The sequence below is a fragment of the Chitinophaga sp. SVR4-12A genome (assembly GCF_056754765.1).
Genome location: NZ_JBPGWP010000001.1, coordinates 3,521,574 through 3,538,270, shown reverse-complemented (window position 1 = coordinate 3,538,270; position 16,697 = coordinate 3,521,574). Strand labels below are relative to the sequence as shown.

Below are 16,697 nucleotides of genomic sequence, written 5' to 3'. Positions count from 1 at the left end.
TCAAAGGTTGACAACTTGTCTAAACCTCTAACATCTAACTAACCTCAAACCTCAAACTTCAAACGTCAAACTACTTGTAAATGAAAACCGTGTCTGCCTGGCGTATTGTCCTTAGTTGATAAATAGTACTGATCTTTTGCAGCAATTGATCCGGGTCGTTAGCCGGCGCTGTACCATTAAAACGTTTATTCGTTAGGGTAACAGGCGCTGTTATTTTGAATTGCCATCCGTATGTATCCGTTAAATATCCTAATATCTCTTCCACCGGTGCATTGCTGAATACCAGCTGGTTGCTGCGCCAGGCAGTATGCCATTGTGTATGCACTTTTTTGCTGCGCATGCCTTTATCGTCCATGACCACCATGTCGCCAGGCTGCATTTTTACAGGACGGGCATCAGGCTTTGCAGGACTAACCTGTACTGCGCCCTGTTCCAGTACCACCTGTAATTGCGCTTGCCGCGATTTTACATTAAATGCGGTGCCCAGCACGCGGATATCACCTTTGTTGCAGCGCACCGTAAATACAGGCGCATGGGGCCTGGTTTGAACGGAGAAGTAAGCTTCTCCTTCCAGGGTAACATGGTGCGGGCTAAAGCGATGGTAAACGAGCCTGGATTGCTGGTTCAGTACGATCTGTGATCCGTCCGGGAAGGTAACGCGGCGCAGCTCTCCGGCTTTGGTGATGATGACAGTCGCCGTGTTGCCGAAGTAACGGTAACTGTACAGGCCTGCTATTACCAGAAGTACGGATGCGGCAGCATACCAGACCAGCCGCCGTAGCAATGGCCGCCGTCGTGTGGTCGTCGTATCATGCTGCGCCTTCAGCTGTTGCCATATCCTTTCCACTACCGCTGGCTCAACCGGTGTTTGCGCAAAGCGGTAATGCAATAGCAGGCTGCGGGCCTCCTGTACGGTGTGCGCCTTTTGGGGATAGTCCTGCAGAAACTGTTCCCAGAAGGCATCATCACCGGTATCAGGCGTTTTTACCCAGCGGATAAAATCATCATCCAGCGCCAGCTGCCAGGTAGTATGGTGTTGATAGAAGGCAGTTGATCTCATGCTAGTTAGTCGTAAGTCGTTAGTCGTTAGTCGTAAGTTGTTAGTCGTAAGTTGTCAGTTGTCAGTTGTCAGTGGTTAATCAGAAGTTGCCAGCCATTACTTACGACTAACGACTAATGACTTACGACTAACGACTTACGACTAACGACTTACGACTATTCACAGAGTGAATGAAGCGCCGTTTTTATCCCTCGATCACAGAAAATATTTCAGAAATGGATTTTGTCTAAAAACAGGCTGCTTTTTTGAATAAAGTCTAAGCATGCTGGCTGGCCTGGAAGATCATATAAAGGCAGCCAAGAGAAGGGCCGGGAAGTAGTTGCCGCAGGGTATCAAGGGCTTTGTATACGGTCTTGTAAGCTGATTTCTGGTCTATTTCCATAATAGCGGCAATCTCTTCATAGCTCAGGCCGTGAAAGAAGCGCAGGTAGATCACTTCCTTTTGCCGGTTGGGCAACTGGTTAATGTAGTGCTGTAAGACGGACAGCTGTTCCTTTTGCAGGCAGGCTTCCAGCGCGGGTGTCTGAGCGGCGGGCTCCAGCTGCAGCACGGTATCGAACAGCTCCTGGCTGGATAATTCCCTGCGATGGCGTTTAAGCAGCTTTAACAGCTCATTGCGTACACAGCGCAACAGGTAATATTTAACAGATCGGGGATCGGGTAATTGCCGCCGGTGTTGCAGCAGGTAAGTAAACACATTTTGCACCGCATCTTCTGCCAGCCATTTTTCGCCGCAGATCTTGTAGCTGTAATCCAGCAGGGTGGTGATGAAGTTCCGGTACAGCCATTCAAAGGGCGCTATATCATCCTCCCGGGTAAAAGCCTTCCAGGCTATCCTGGTTGCCTCTTCCACTCCGGGAACAGGGTCTTCATATTTCTCTTTGGTTGACAATCGCTGCAAATCTAATCATCCGCCGGCTGGCAGACAAATCAGCACATCCGCTCATTATTCTTTCCCTGTTTCCAGCGTAAAGCCGAAAGTAGACCCTATTTCAGGTTTGCTTCGCACATTAATGGTCTGGTTATGGGCTTCAATGATATGTTTAACGATGGCCAGACCCAGTCCGGTGCCGCCAATGTCGCGGCTGCGGGCCCTGTCTGTACGGTAGAAGCGCTCAAATACGCGGGGCAGGTGTTCTTCGGCAATGCCGATACCATCGTCAGAGATCTCTATCAGCACCTGGCGGTCGTCCATAGTGTATACGCTGGCGATAGTATGTCCGTCGGTCTTACCGTACTTGATAGAGTTATCCACCAGGTTCATCAGCACCTGGCGTACCTTTTCCTTATCCGCCAGTACGGTCACCGGTGATTCACAGCCTTTTTTGATATTGAACCGGATGCCTTTGGTATTGGCTTTCAGCGACAGCGTATCAAACACGTCTTTGATCAGCTCCTGCACTACAAAGGTTTCCCGGTTGATGGTCATTTCCCCGCTCTCCAGTTTGGATATTTCATCGAGGTCGTCTATCAGGTGGCAGAGGCGGTCAATGTTCTTGGTGGCATTCTTCAGGAACACCTTGTTCACGTTCGGGTCTTCCACGGCGCCATCCAGCAGGGTGTGGATATAACCCTGTACGGCAAAGATGGGCGTTTTGAGCTCATGGCTCAGGTTCAGCAGGAACTCTTTGCGGAACTCTTCGTTGCGGCGCAGCATGTCCAGCTCTTCCTTTTTCTGCGCGGCCCATTTTTCTACATCTTCGCTTACTTCCTCAATAGTCTTCAGGGGCAGGATATTCTTGTTGAAGAACTCTTCCCTTTTGGAGGCCTTGGTCTGGTAAATGAACTTGTAGATCAGCTTTATCTTACGGTAAATGAAGTTCTGTAAGGTATAAAGGTACAGGTAGTACGATACCAGGAAGGTGAGCGCAAAGGCGATCAGCATGATCTTCCAGCTTCCATCGGTGATAAGGCTTCCCAATGCTATAACTGCTGCTATAATAAGGGCAGTGAACCCCGCCAGTTTTTGCGGGGAGAGATTTTTCGCGTTGAACATACTCCAAAGTGAGTAATTATTGTAATAGTGGGAAATTAAGCTAATTTTTTTACTTAACATAAAGAAGACAGCCAATGGCTGATAGCTATAGCTTTTAGCCGCTGGCTATTAGCTATTAGCGCTCACCTTTGACAAAAAGGCATGCTATAACAAAAAAATAAAACGGAGGAAATAATGTGGGAAAGCTAGTAGCCAGCAGCTAGTAGCCAGCAGCTTACATTTCAAACTTGTATCCCACGCCCTTCACCGTAGTGATCAGGTCAATACCTATTTTCTGGCGTATCTTACGGATGTGAACATCAATGGTACGGTCGCCTACAATTACTTCCGTGCCCCATACCTGGTTTAAGATCTCGTTGCGCAGGAAAACGCGTCCCGGTTTGGAGGCCAGCAGCTGCAGCAGCTCGAATTCCTTCTTTGCCAGGATGATCTCCTGTCCTTTATAGGTCACAGTGAACTTTTCCCGGTCAATGATCAGGTCTCCCAGCTGCATCTGCATTTCCTCCGTCTTGTGCAGGCGGCGGAATAAAGCATTAATGCGGCTTACCAGCAGTTTGGGTTTAATGGGTTTGGCGATATAGTCGTCGGCCCCCATGTTAAGGCCGTCTATTTCAGATTTTTCGTCGTTCAGTGCGGTGAGGAACAGCACCATGGTATCCTTGAATTCGGGAATCTTCCTGATCTCGCGGCAGGTGTCAATCCCGTTCTTATTCGGCATCATGATATCCAGCATAATAAGGTCGGGGCGGAATATCTTGGCTTTCTGGATAGCTTCGCTTCCGTCTTTGGCCGTAACGGTGTCGTATCCTGCAGATTTGAGGTTGTAGCTGATGATTTCCAGTATATCGAGTTCGTCATCCACCACTAGTATTTTACCTGCAACCGCTTGGTCTATCATAAATATCCTTTTGTTAAGATGGCACAAAATTAATTCGCCACCGAGTTAAGTTAACATTATATAATTGTTAACACAAACGCTGAAACATAGTTCAGTACTGCAAAGTTACTGATTATACTGCGGATAGACAGCCGCGGGTTCTTATATGCTTATTTACTATTATCCGTATCTTTATGGTTATGATGATCATTTTTGGCATGCAGCTTTTTGATGGCGTGCGTGATCTCATTCAGCATTTCTATTTGGGTTTGCTGCAGTTCCAGCACATCCTGCTGCTGCCGGATAATAAGGTGGTCTATCTTTTCATGCAGGATCCGCACCTCCAGCTCAGACTTCAGGTTGATCATATAATCATTTTTCGCCCTTTGACGGTCCTTTTCTTCCTGCCGGTTCTGGCTCATCATGATCACGGGCGCCTGCAAAGCGGCCAGGCAGCTCAGGATCAGGTTTAGTAAGATGAAAGGGTAGGGGTCAAAGCCCTTATCGGCCAGCCAGAATATATTGAGGGCCATCCACACCAGTATAAAGCTCAGGAAAATGATGATAAAGGTCCAGCTGCCGCCAAAATCTGCAATCTTATCAGCCAGCCGCTGCCCCAGGCTTAAGCGGGCGCTTTCCATGCTCTCTTCCAGTTTATCCGTCAGGGTTTCGTGGTCGCGCATCTTTTCCATCACGGTTTTTTCCAGTTCGGTCAGCTCATTGATCTCTTTGGAGAAAATACCTTCATAATACTGCTGCCGGTAATGGTTCAGCTCAGAAATGGCCAGGTTGCAGCGATTATTGAACTCGGGGTGCTCCTTACGTATCAGTTCAAGCAGCTCCTGCCGGATACCATGCCCGCTCACCCTTTCTGTTGTTGGAAAATGCCTGCCTGAAAGATCACTTTTAAAAGTCTGCATATATATAAAGTTTGATGTTTAAGGTTTGATGTTTGAAGTTAGTTAAAGGTTTAAAAGTTCAGAAAAAGGATCCTTGCCTTGAACCTCCCACCTTCCAACGAACCTCAAACCTCAAACCTCAAACTTCAAACCTCAAACTTCAAACCCAAACCTCAGCCCTCAGACCTCAAACCTCAAACTTAAGGCCTCAAATCCATGAACTTTTCGCTCCTGTAGAGCGTTTTATTAAATTGGTCGTAAATTTGCTATAAGGGAAGAAGAAACGTACATAAATTATAGATGAAGAAATTTTTAATACTCTTATGCCTGGTGGCTTCTCAAGGTAGCCGGGTATTTGCACAAGGCGAGCAGAAGATAGACATCCCTATCGGGCGCCAGGGTTTTCACGATAACATAGACAAGGAACAGGCAGCCGCCGCAAAGTTTGATGGCAAGGCGGATGATTTTGTTCAGGTGTCTGACGACAAGACCATCAACCTGCAGGTTACCAACGCAGTCATTAAACAGGTAGACGACATGCAGCTGGAGATTGAGCGGGATACCTTGCTCGATCACCGCCTGAAAATCAAGTATCTCTCCGGCCTGTATGTGATGCTGCACGATTATAACAGCAAACGTGCCTACCGCAAGATAGATCCGGCAGAAGCCCCCGCCATGGTAGCCGCCTACCGCGATATGATGAAAGCCGATATTCACGGCCAGACCATATTGCCGATCGTACGCGGCCTGTCTTTTAACGCCGGTGAGAAAGTGATCGAAGTATTCAAGGACAATCCCGGCTATAAGGAGGCGAGGGGAGTGATGTTCGCCAAATATGCCTACGACAACCTGGAAACAGTTATGTCCAGGATCGGGTCTTACCTGGAATACCCGGAAACAGATTCCATCATCGCTGCCGTAGCCCGCAAGTACCCTAACCAGGTGCTGACCTACGCTACCTCCTATACGCCGGTGGCCAACGCCATCAAAAAGAACCCGGATCCCGTGGTGCAGCTCATTGTGAAGATAGGCAGCTCCAGCCAGTCTACCCGTATCCTGCCCTTTATCGACGAGCTGATAGACGGCACCATGAGCGTAGACTCCCTGGAGAATATAGTAAGCGGTGATTATCCGTATTTTAAACAGATGGTGAAAACCTCCATCGTGCTGCAGCAAAAGAAAAGCAACGGCCAGAATCCCCTCGGCCTGAAAGCAATGATGGAGAATATGCAGTCCCGCTCCCTGCGTTACATCCGCGAGGTGAACGACCTGCACGAAGAACCTAACAATGTGCGCTTTGCCGTTGTAAAGAACTTCAGCCCCGAAGAACTGTATTACCTGATCGTGAACGGGCAGGAAGAACTGTTCACCTCCAGCTATACCAACCATGGCAACGCAGGTTTATACGACCAGATGATGGCCCGTATGAAGCCTTCCCGTGGCGACAGCCTCCTGATGCTGGTCAGCTTTGACCGCTTCAAGAAGTTCATCGCTATGGCCGCCGGCTTCAATACCCTGGACCACTTCCTGAAATCCATGGAGCCGGAAAACGCCAACTACCTCATGAAGAAATACGTGAGCAGCCTGGAGAAAACAGAAGACCTGGAAGACGCAGTGGATGTGGCCAATTCCTTTGGCAGCATACGCGATCCTAAACTGCTGGAATTCCTGCGGGAAGAAGTGAAGAAGAACTACGTATTCGTATCCCGCAAGAACGACCGCCGCGGCAAAGTGATCTATGAACTGCTTTCCAGCCTCTTTGAAACGGAATCCGGTAAGCAGAATGATTCTACCAAAGCTTCAGACATGGCAGCCAAGTTGAGCCTGCCGCCTATCAACTATGTGAACTTCGCCGGACTGGTGAGCGACAGTGGCCGTATCTATCAGCAGGTATTCTTCTATGGCGATAAAGACGGACAGGAATCCTATGCCAGCTTTATGACCAGCTTTGGCGGTGGCGACTGGAGTGTGAGCCGCGGCAAGTACTGGACCACCATTACTTCCCAGAAAGGCAAGCCCATCACCATCTTTGCTAACCTTCCACTTGACGAGCCGGAAGACAAGACTGCCATCGAAAAGCTGAGCGAGTTCCTGGACGAAAAAGATATCCATCCCACTGTATTCATACACCGTGGTCACAGCTACCATGTGAATACCACCATGGATAACCTGCAAAGCTCTGCCAAGATAGTAGTGCTGGGCTCCTGCGGCGGCTATCATAACCTGGCCAAGGTGCTGGAAAAATCTCCCGACGCGCACATCATCTCCTCCAAACAGGTAGGTACGCGCTTCGTAAATGAGCCCATCATCCGCACCCTCGAAGATGTGATCCGCAGCGGTAAGAATGTAGACTGGGTAAACATGTGGGCGGTACTGGGCAAACGCTTTGCCGGTGATGCCCGCAACAAGGAACTGTTCAGCGATTATGTACCGCCGCACAAAAACCTGGGCGCTATATTTATCAAGGCGTACAAGCAGATCATGAAAGACGATAAATAGTCGTAAGTCATAAGTCGTTAGTCGTTAGTAAAATGCAGCGAAGGAAATCTTCGCGTCAATCACTAACGACTAACGACTTTCGACTAATGACTTTTCTTCGTAAGTTTGTATGATCCATGGACAACTTAACTATAAAGCGGGTTTTTGACTTCAGTTTGTTGCGGCGTCTCTTCTCCTTTGCCGCTCCATATAAAGGCTCCTTTTATCTCTCAATGTTTCTCACGGTCGTACTGGCGGTACTTTCCCCCTTACGTCCCTGGCTTATACAGGTAACAGTAGATAAGTATATTGCCAACCAGTGGATGCGCATGCTGATCATTATCACCATTGTCCAGATTGGCGTGCTGCTGTTGGAAACCCTTGTACGTTTCTTTTTCGGGTACCTCACCAACTGGCTGGGACAATCCGTAGTAAAAGACCTTCGCGTTACTGTATATAAAAAGATCGTACGCCTCAACCTGTCGTTCTTCGACAGAACGCCCATCGGTACTTTAACTACCCGTACTATCAACGATATAGAAGCGATCAACGACGTTTTTTCCGAAGGCATTATTTCCATCGTGGCAGATCTGCTGATGATCGTAGCCATACTGGTAGTGATGTTCATAGAAGACTGGCGGCTTACGCTCATCAGCCTGTCGCCTTTCCCGGTGCTTATCTTCGCCACCTGGATCTTCAAGGAAAGCGTGAACAAATCCTTCCACCAGGTGAGAAATGCGGTGGCAGCGCTCAACGCCTTTGTGCAGGAGCACATTACCGGTATGGTGGTAGTGCAGGCTTTCTCTGCAGAGAAAAGAGAGTTCGCCCGATTTAAGCAGATCAATAAAGAACATCGCAACGCCAATATAGACGCCATCTTTGCTTACTCTGTGTTCTTCCCTGTAGTGGAGATCATCCTGGCTATCTCACTGGGGCTCATGGTATGGTGGGGCGCCAATAAGGTGCTGAGCTATGAAGTGACCCAGGGCGTGATGATCGCTTTTATCATGTACCTCAACCTGCTGTTCCGTCCCCTGCGTGTGTTGGCGGATAAGTTCAATACCCTGCAGATGGGTATGGTGGCCAGCGAGCGCGTGTTCAAGATCCTGGACAATGAAGACCAGATCCCGGATAAAGGAACCAAAGACGCCGCAGGCATGAAGGGCGATATCATTTTTGATCACGTGCATTTTGCCTATACAGAAGACCGTTATGTGCTGAAAGACATTTCCTTCCATGCCCGTCCCGGTGAAACCATCGCCATTGTAGGGCATACCGGTTCCGGTAAAACCACTATCATCAGTATCCTCAACCGGCTGTATGAAATACAGAAAGGCCAGATAAAGATAGATGGCGTGGATATCAGCGAATATACCCTTAGCTCCCTTCGCAGTAAGATCGGCGTAGTATTGCAGGATGTGTTCCTTTTCTCCGGCTCCATCTATGAAAATATTACCCTCCGCAACCCGGAGATCAGCCGGGAGCGTGTAGAACAGGCTGCCCGCCTCATCGGCATGCACGATTTCATCATGCAGCTGCCCGGCGGTTATGATTACCAGGTAATGGAAAGGGGCAGCACCCTTTCCCTGGGCCAGCGGCAGCTCATCTCTTTCGTGCGTGCGCTGCTGTATGATCCGGCCATTCTCATCCTCGACGAAGCTACTTCTTCCGTGGATACCGAATCCGAGGCGCTCATCCAGCACGCGATTGACAAGCTGATCGCCGGCCGTACCGCGATCGTGATCGCCCACCGCCTCAGCACCATCAGCAAAGCCAGTAAGATCATTGTATTAGACAAAGGCGAGATCAGGGAAATGGGCAACCATGAAGAACTGCTTAAACTGGGAGGATTTTATTATAAACTGCATAGCATGCAGTTTAAGAAGACGGAAAGTGTGTAATTACCACGCTCGTCATTGGGGGGTGAGGTAAGTAGCAACGGGTTTTCATTCTCCGTCATTGCGAGCCAGGGCGCAGTGCGTTGGCCGCAACGAAGCAACCTCGCAAGCGGCAAAGGGGTCTTCCGTGCCGTCATTGCGAGAAGCTGCAGCGCCCGGTGCGTGGGGCGACGAAGCAATCTTTTAGGGATCTACTTCCCATCAATGAAATACTTTTATCATACAATACTCAGTGCTGCCCAGAAGTATATCTCACTTTCCTACAAATCTTAATCACATAAAAGATTGCTTCGTCGCCCCGCCCGCTTTTTCCTCCGCTCCTCCTCGCAATGACGCGGAGCTTATAACACATTGTCGACCAGTAACTTAATCTTCCCTCACCCCCCTTTTAATCTGCTTCTAACCTTTTTTCGCAAACGATTCTCTTTTTGAACTAAAATCGGTTATCTTTGCGCAAAATTTCAGAAAACGGTGATTCCCTGCAAACTGTTCAAACATAGTCTGATAGCGCTCTTGATAGCCTTTAACTTACTTGGAATTTACTCATGTGCTCAGGCACAAACAAATGAGGAAAAAGATGCACATGCCACTGCGCAGCATGGCGAACAACATCTTGCTGCCAGCCACGGTGAGGGTGAAGAGGAGGAAAAGGGATTCGACGCTAAGGAAGTGATCCTGGGTCACGTAAAAGATGCACACGACTGGCACCTGTTGGACCTGGGCAGCATCCCGGTTACACTGCCGCTGCCCGTGATCATCTACAACCCCGTAAAAGGTTTGTCTGTATTCTCTTCTTCCCGCTTTGAGCATGGCCACGCTACTTACGAAGGCTACCGCCTGGTAAACAGCCACTACATCCATGAAAAAGGGCTGGACGCCAATCAGTATCCTGACGGTAAAGTGATCGCTGTAGACGCTAACGACAATCCTACCGGTGAGACGATCTACGACTTCTCCATGACCAAGAACATCACTTCCATGCTGGTGGCCGCCATCATCCTGGTAGTACTGATGCTGAATGTGGCCAGGGCTTACCGCATCCGTGGTTCCAAACAGGCCCCCAAAGGTTTCCAGAGCCTGATGGAGCCGGTGATCATCTTCATGCGCGACGAGGTAGTGAAACCCAACATCCCCGGTAAACATTACGAAAGATTTACACCCTTCATACTTACCATCTTCTTCTTTATCCTGATCAATAACCTGATGGGACTGCTGCCCGGTTCTGCCAACGTTACCGGTAACCTTGCCGTAACAGCGGCGCTGGCAATCATCAGCTTCATCGCAATATTGTTCAGCTCCAACAGGCATTTCTGGGGACATATCTTTAACCCGCCCGTTCCGTTCGGTGTTAAATTTATCCTGGCCCCGGTAGAGCTGATCGGTGTGTTCACCAAGCCGATCTCCCTGGCCATCAGGTTGTTTGCTAACATGCTGGCAGGTCACATCATCATCCTGAGCATTATTTCACTGGTATTTATTTTTGGTTCTCTGAACAAGGTGGCCGGTTACGGATTCTTACCGGTTACTATCGCCTTCAATATCGTAATGATGATGCTGGAAGTGCTGGTAGCCTTTATCCAGGCCTTCATCTTCGCTAACCTGACTGCCGTGTTCATTGGCCAGGCCATGGAAGGCGGTCACGACGAGCACCATCACTAATAGGTAGGAAAATTTTTAACAACACATATATACATTAAACTATGGCTCTTTTAACAATTTTATTGCAGGCTGCTGCTACTTCTGGTCTGGCTAAGGCTGGTGGTGCCGTTGGTGCTGGTATCGCTGCTATCGCTGCAGGTATCGGTGTAGGTAACATCGGTAAGAGCGCGCTGGAATCCATCGCTCGTCAACCGGAAGCTGCTAACGACATCCGTGCAAACATGATCCTGGCTGCTGCGCTGGTTGAGGGTGTTGCCCTGTTCGGCGTTATCGCAGGTCTGTTGGCAGTAGTGCTGTAAGACAAAATTTATTACTGCATCCGGCGCACAGGGCAAAGGATGCAGTAATGCTATTAAATAAATGCGAACCAAACATAAATTCTGAATCATGGATCTGTTAATGCCGGCATTAGGCTTATTTACCATTTCATTCTTAATATTCGTTATTGTTTTCCTCATCCTGAAGAAATTCGCGTGGAAACCCATTCTCTCCACCCTGAAGGAAAGGGAAACCTCCATAGCAGACTCTATCGCTGCTGCTGAAAGGGTAAAAGAGGAAATGGCGCAGATGAAGGCAGAGCATGAGCACGTACTGGCAGAAGCTAAAGCAGAAAGGAGCAAGATACTGAAAGAGGCCAAAGACGCGAAAGACCAGATCATCAGCGAAGCCAAAACACAGGCCCAGGCAGAAGCCAAAAAGATCATTAACGAAGCGTACACTGCTATCGAGAACCAGAAGATGGCAGCCCTTACCGACGTAAAGAACCAGGTAGGTAAACTCGTTATTGAAGTAGCAGAGAAAGTGCTGAGAAAAGAGCTGTCTGATAAAACAGCACAGGAGCAATTTATTAAACAACAGGCAGAAAGCATTAAACTGAATTAACAGCCGCTAGCAGTTAGCAGTTAGCATTTAGTGCTAATAGCTAACAGCCAATAGCTAAAAGCTAAGATTATGACAAATCCCCGTCTCGCATCCCGGTATGCAAAATCTTTGGTGGATCTGGCAGCTGAAAAAGGCCAGTTGGAAGCGGTGCGTGCAGATATGCAGGCGCTGCAGCAGATCGTGCGCAGCAACCGCGATGTGGTTAATCTGCTGAAGAGCCCCATCATCAAACCGGACAAGAAACAGCAGATCCTTGCCACTCTCTTTGAGAACAGGATCAGCGCCATCAGCGCCGCCTTTATCAAACTGCTGGTAATAAAAGGCCGTGAAAGCAACCTGCCTGAAATAACCACGGAATTCGAAAAGCAATATAACCTGCTGAAGAACATCAGCAAAGTGAAGATCACCACTGCCGCGCCTGTAGATCCCGCTATCCTCGGCGCCATCAGGCAGAAAGTGGAAGCCGGAACTGATAAGAAGATTGTGCTGGAAACAGCAGTAGAACCGGAACTGATAGGTGGTTTTGTGCTCGAAACAGAAGACAGGTTGTATGACGCCTCCGTGCTCCGCGACCTGAAGGATATCAGGAAACAGTTCACACAAAACATTTACACACCCAATATCAAATAAAAGCTATTAGTTGTTAGCTTTTAGCTATTAGTAATTCAAACGGATAGGAATAATTTCGCTTTGGTCACTAACAGCTAAGGGCTAACAGCTAACAGCAAAAAAAATAGCAATTACCCTTTTAAAAAGCATAATTATGGTTGAGATAAAACCTGATGAAATTTCGGCGATATTGCGCCAGCAATTAAGCAACTTCAATGCTGCTGCCGACCTGGAAGAGGTAGGGACAGTGTTGCAGGTGGGCGACGGTATTGCCCGTATATATGGATTGAATAACGTTCGCTCCGGTGAACTGGTTGAGTTTGAGAACGGTACCAAAGCAATCGCCCTGAACCTGGAAGAAGACAACGTGGGTGTGGTATTAATGGGTGAGTATTCCGAAATAAAAGAAGGACATAAAGTACGCCGTACCGGCCGTATCGCCTCCATTAAAGTGGGCGAAGGACTGGTAGGCCGTGTGATCAATACCCTGGGCCAGCCGATAGACGGTAAAGGTCCCATCACTGGCGAATTGTATGAAATGCCCCTGGAGCGTAAAGCCCCCGGCGTTATCTACCGCGAACCAGTAAAAGAGCCCCTGCAAACAGGTATCAAAGCGATCGACGCGATGATCCCCATCGGCCGCGGACAGCGTGAGCTGGTGATCGGCGACCGCCAGACCGGTAAAACCGCGATCTGTATCGATACCATCATTAATCAGAAAGAATTTTACGATGCAGGCAAGCCTGTATATTGTATATACGTAGCGATTGGCCAGAAAGCCTCCACCATCGCAGGTGTGATGAAAACCCTGCAGGACAATGGCGCTATGGCTTACACTACCATCGTAGCCGCATCTGCTTCTGAGCCTGCACCGCTGCAATTCTACGCTCCGTTCGCAGGCGCCGCAATCGGTGAATTCTTCCGCGACACCGGCCGTCCTGCCCTAATCATCTATGATGATCTGTCTAAACAGGCCGTAGCTTACCGCGAGGTGTCACTGCTGCTGCGTCGTCCCCCCGGCCGTGAGGCTTATCCTGGTGACGTATTCTACCTGCACAGCCGCCTGCTGGAGCGCGCCGCTAAAGTGATCGCTAAAGACGAGATAGCCCGCCAGATGAACGACCTGCCGGACTCTATCAAGCACCTGGTAAAAGGTGGTGGCTCCCTCACAGCGCTGCCCATCATCGAAACACAGGCGGGTGACGTATCTGCATACATCCCCACCAACGTGATCTCTATTACCGACGGCCAGATCTTCCTGGAATCCAACCTGTTCAACGCCGGTATTCGTCCCGCTATCAACGTGGGTATCTCCGTAAGCCGCGTAGGTGGTAACGCCCAGATCAAATCCATGAAGAAAGTAGCCGGTACCCTGAAGCTCGACCAGGCCCAGTACCGCGAAATGGAGGCTTTCTCCAAATTCGGTGGCGACCTGGATGCTGCTACCAAAGCAGTACTCGATAAAGGCGCCCGTAACGTGGAGATCCTGAAACAAGCCCAGTTCAGCCCCTACTCTGTAGAAAAACAGGTAGCCATGATCTACCTGGGTACTCAGGGCCTGCTGCGCGATGTGCCCGTTAAGAACGTAAGAGCTTTCGAAGAAGCCTTCCTGCATGAAATGGAAGTGCGTCTGCCAGATGTACTCGCCGAGTTCAAGAAAGGCAACCTCGCTGAAGACGGTATCAAGCGTATGGTGACTTTGGCCAATGAGCTGAAGCCCCGCTTCGCATAAAGCATTGAATCTTAGTTTAAAAGCCATTCTGCTTAGGCAGGATGGCTTTTTTATTGCCCGGGTACCTTATACTAACTCAATACTTATACGATCGACATATCTTCTGAATTCCTATAAATTTCCTTCCTTTAGAAGATGGTAATAATATGGGATTAGAAAGGAAGTATATAGAGAGTATATAGGAGATATCTGTCACCTTTGCCTTAATGGGACTGCGTTTCAGCCAGGATGAGCACCGGATGGAACCCGGTCAGGGATCGGTTCTCATATGGATGCCTCCCCGAAAAGCCCTGAATATCAAGTAGTTCACAATACCCATTCCACCGACGATTCCCCCATTTTTACCGGAAACTGGCCCTGCTTTAGCCGAATTGTTTATCCTGTAACTTTGTTTACACCATAAACGAAATTACTTTTGAAGTAAATCCTTCCGCCAATGTCCAAGATTTACTTCCACCTATTCCTCTGTCTGTTCATCCCAGGCCTGCTATCCGCCCAGCATAAGATTGCTGGTAAGATCACAGACGCCAAAAAGCGACCCCTGCCAGGCGTAAACATCTATATCAAAGGCACCTATGATGGCGCCACTGCCGGGGCAGACGGCAGCTTCTCCTTCACCACCACCGCCCAGGGCGCCCAGGTGCTCGTGGCCAGCCTGATGGGCTTCCAAACACTGGAGCAGCCCATTACGGTAGGCGGTCCGCTCAACCTTTCGCTGATGCTGAAAACATCGGTGAACGAGCTGAAAGCGGTTACCATCTCCGCCGGTAGTTTTGAGGCCAGCAGCGATAAGCAGAATACAGTGCTCAAGCCGCTGGATATTGTCACGACCGCCGGGGCCACTGCCGATATTGTGCAGGCCCTGAAAACATTGCCAGGTACACAACAGGCCAACGACCGTGAAGGCCTTTTTGTACGCGGTGGCACCGGTTACGAAACCCAGATCTTTATAGATGGCCTGCTGGTACGAAACCCCTTCTTTACCAGCTTGCCGGATCAGCCGGGCAGGGGCCGTTTTTCCCCTTTCCTGTTCAAAGGCACGACTTTCAGCAGCGGCGGTTACTCCGCCCAGTACGGGCAGGGCCTTTCTTCTGCCCTGGTACTGGAGTCGGAAGACCTGCCCGCCCGTTCTTCGTATAGCCTGGGTGCTTCCGTACTGGGTTTCAGTGGAGGATTGGATGAGCTGTCTAAAGACAAGAAAGGCTCTTATGGTATTGAAGCAGACTATACCAACCTCGGCCCTTACTTCAGTGTGGCCAAGCCCAAACAGGAGCCTACTATAGGCCCGGAAATCATCGGCACTTCCGCCAACTTCCGCAGGAAAACCTCTTCTACCGGTATCATTAAGTTCTATGGTTACGGCAACTGGAGCAAGATGGGCTTCCGCAAGAACAGCATCGAGTACCCCGGCTACCAGGAACAGTTTGATGTGCGTAACCAGAACATCTATACCAACCTTACCTATAAGGAAAGCCTGGGCAACGGATGGCGCATTAACACCGGTTTCTCTTTCAGCTCCAACAGGGATAAGATAAAAACCGATACGATACAGAAAACACCGCAAACGGATATACGCAATAATTCCAATCTCAGCCAGCTGAGATTAATGTTCAGCAAAAGCCTGGGCGTATTGTCTATGCTGCGTTTCGGTGGCGAATACCAATATGCGTCTGAAAAGTCCCGCTTTAACAGCTTTGGCGCCAATTATGATGATAACTATGCGGCCGGCTTTGCAGAAACGGATGTTTATTTGACCCCGAGGTTTGTAGGACGCTTTGGCGGCCGTACGGAGTATTCTTCCATCCTCGATAAAGTGAATATTGCACCCCGCGCCTCCCTGGCATACAAGCTGGATGATTACAGCCAGTTTTCCCTGGCCTATGGCGATTATTACCAAAAGCCGGAGCCGCAGTACCTGCGTTTCAAGCGCGATGAGCTGGGTTATATGAAAGCTACGCACTACATCGGCAGCTTTCAGCGTGTAGCTGGAGATTATACCTTCCGCGTAGAAGCCTTCTATAAGAAGTATAAAGACCTGGTAAAAACAGCGCCTGATACTGCTACCACGGGTACCGGTTATGCAAAAGGCATTGAGCTGTTCTGGCGCGATCGTAAGACCATCAAGAACCTGGATTACTGGATCTCCTATTCCTACCTGGATACCAAACGTAATTACCTGTTCTATCCTTTTGAAGTGCAGCCTGATTTTGCCGCCAAACACACCGCCAGCCTGGTGCTGAAGAAATGGTTCCCGAAGATCACTACCAACATCGGCGTTACCTATAGCTTTGCTACCGGCCGTCCTTATTACAATCCAAACCTGCCGGAGAACAAGTTCATGTCTGAAAAGACGATCAACTTCAACACACTTGGTTTCAGCGCCAGCTACCTGACCACTGTACGCAAGGCTTTCACCGTGTTTGTATTGTCTGTCACCAACGTGTTTGACATTAAACAGGTATATGGCTACCGCTATTCTTCTGATAAGCTGCGCAGGGAAGAAATTGTGCCCAATGCTCCGCGCTTCCTGTTTATCGGCATGTTCATGAACTTTGGTATAGACAGGCGCCAGGATGTGATCAATAACCTGTAATAAATATTCACCAC

Annotated in this window: 13 protein-coding genes; 8 read left to right on the top strand and 5 right to left on the bottom strand. The window is 49.1% G+C overall.

Annotation, left to right across the window (positions count from 1 at the left end; translation table 11 throughout):
- Nucleotides 1-70 precede the first annotated feature (70 nt).
- The 5 genes from ACR9Y8_RS14445 to ACR9Y8_RS14425 form a co-directional block, all read right to left on the bottom strand.
- Nucleotides 71-1,060 (bottom strand): FecR family protein, encoded by a 990-nt coding sequence (locus tag ACR9Y8_RS14445; protein ID WP_481213945.1) that lies wholly within the window; start codon nt 1,058-1,060, stop codon nt 71-73.
- Between the two features lie 256 nt (nt 1,061-1,316).
- Nucleotides 1,317-1,952: an RNA polymerase sigma factor gene (locus ACR9Y8_RS14440; RefSeq protein ID WP_481213944.1), complete on the bottom strand. Its 636-nt coding sequence runs from the start codon at nt 1,950-1,952 to the stop codon at nt 1,317-1,319.
- Nucleotides 1,953-2,006: 54 nt separating this feature from the next.
- Nucleotides 2,007-3,056 carry a sensor histidine kinase gene (locus tag ACR9Y8_RS14435; protein ID WP_481213943.1) on the bottom strand — a complete coding sequence of 350 codons (1,050 nt, stop codon included), beginning with the start codon at nt 3,054-3,056 and terminating at the stop codon, nt 2,007-2,009.
- A 214-nt stretch (nt 3,057-3,270) separates the two neighbouring features.
- Nucleotides 3,271-3,954 (bottom strand): response regulator transcription factor, encoded by a 684-nt coding sequence (locus tag ACR9Y8_RS14430; RefSeq protein WP_481213942.1) that lies wholly within the window; start codon nt 3,952-3,954, stop codon nt 3,271-3,273.
- A 149-nt stretch (nt 3,955-4,103) separates the two neighbouring features.
- Entirely contained in the window at nt 4,104-4,853 is a 750-nt protein-coding gene (locus ACR9Y8_RS14425) for a DUF1003 domain-containing protein (protein ID WP_481213941.1), read from the bottom strand.
- A gap of 279 nt (nt 4,854-5,132) precedes the next feature.
- Here ACR9Y8_RS14425 and ACR9Y8_RS14420 point away from each other — a divergent pair, with 279 nt between their 5' ends.
- From ACR9Y8_RS14420 to ACR9Y8_RS14385, 8 genes are all read left to right on the top strand, one after another.
- Complete coding sequence (locus tag ACR9Y8_RS14420) at nt 5,133-7,331, top strand: hypothetical protein (RefSeq protein ID WP_481213940.1); 2,199 nt, start codon at nt 5,133-5,135, stop codon at nt 7,329-7,331.
- Between the two features lie 116 nt (nt 7,332-7,447).
- Nucleotides 7,448-9,211 carry an ABC transporter ATP-binding protein gene (locus ACR9Y8_RS14415; protein ID WP_481213939.1) on the top strand — a complete coding sequence of 588 codons (1,764 nt, stop codon included), beginning with the start codon at nt 7,448-7,450 and terminating at the stop codon, nt 9,209-9,211.
- A 510-nt stretch (nt 9,212-9,721) separates the two neighbouring features.
- Nucleotides 9,722-10,867, top strand: a complete 1,146-nt coding sequence (gene atpB, locus ACR9Y8_RS14410) for a F0F1 ATP synthase subunit A (RefSeq protein ID WP_481213938.1) — start codon at nt 9,722-9,724, stop codon at nt 10,865-10,867.
- A gap of 41 nt (nt 10,868-10,908) precedes the next feature.
- A complete protein-coding gene (gene atpE, locus ACR9Y8_RS14405) occupies nt 10,909-11,166 on the top strand; it encodes an ATP synthase F0 subunit C (RefSeq protein ID WP_298740851.1) in 258 nt (85 codons plus the stop codon).
- 88 nt (nt 11,167-11,254) lie between these two features.
- Nucleotides 11,255-11,749 carry a F0F1 ATP synthase subunit B gene (gene atpF, locus ACR9Y8_RS14400; RefSeq protein WP_481213937.1) on the top strand — a complete coding sequence of 165 codons (495 nt, stop codon included), beginning with the start codon at nt 11,255-11,257 and terminating at the stop codon, nt 11,747-11,749.
- A 69-nt stretch (nt 11,750-11,818) separates the two neighbouring features.
- A complete protein-coding gene (gene atpH, locus ACR9Y8_RS14395) occupies nt 11,819-12,379 on the top strand; it encodes an ATP synthase F1 subunit delta (RefSeq protein WP_481213936.1) in 561 nt (186 codons plus the stop codon).
- Between the two features lie 133 nt (nt 12,380-12,512).
- Nucleotides 12,513-14,090 carry a F0F1 ATP synthase subunit alpha gene (atpA, locus tag ACR9Y8_RS14390; RefSeq protein WP_481213935.1) on the top strand — a complete coding sequence of 526 codons (1,578 nt, stop codon included), beginning with the start codon at nt 12,513-12,515 and terminating at the stop codon, nt 14,088-14,090.
- Nucleotides 14,091-14,526: 436 nt separating this feature from the next.
- Complete coding sequence (locus tag ACR9Y8_RS14385) at nt 14,527-16,683, top strand: TonB-dependent receptor (protein ID WP_481213934.1); 2,157 nt, start codon at nt 14,527-14,529, stop codon at nt 16,681-16,683.
- Nucleotides 16,684-16,697: the final 14 nt, after the last annotated feature.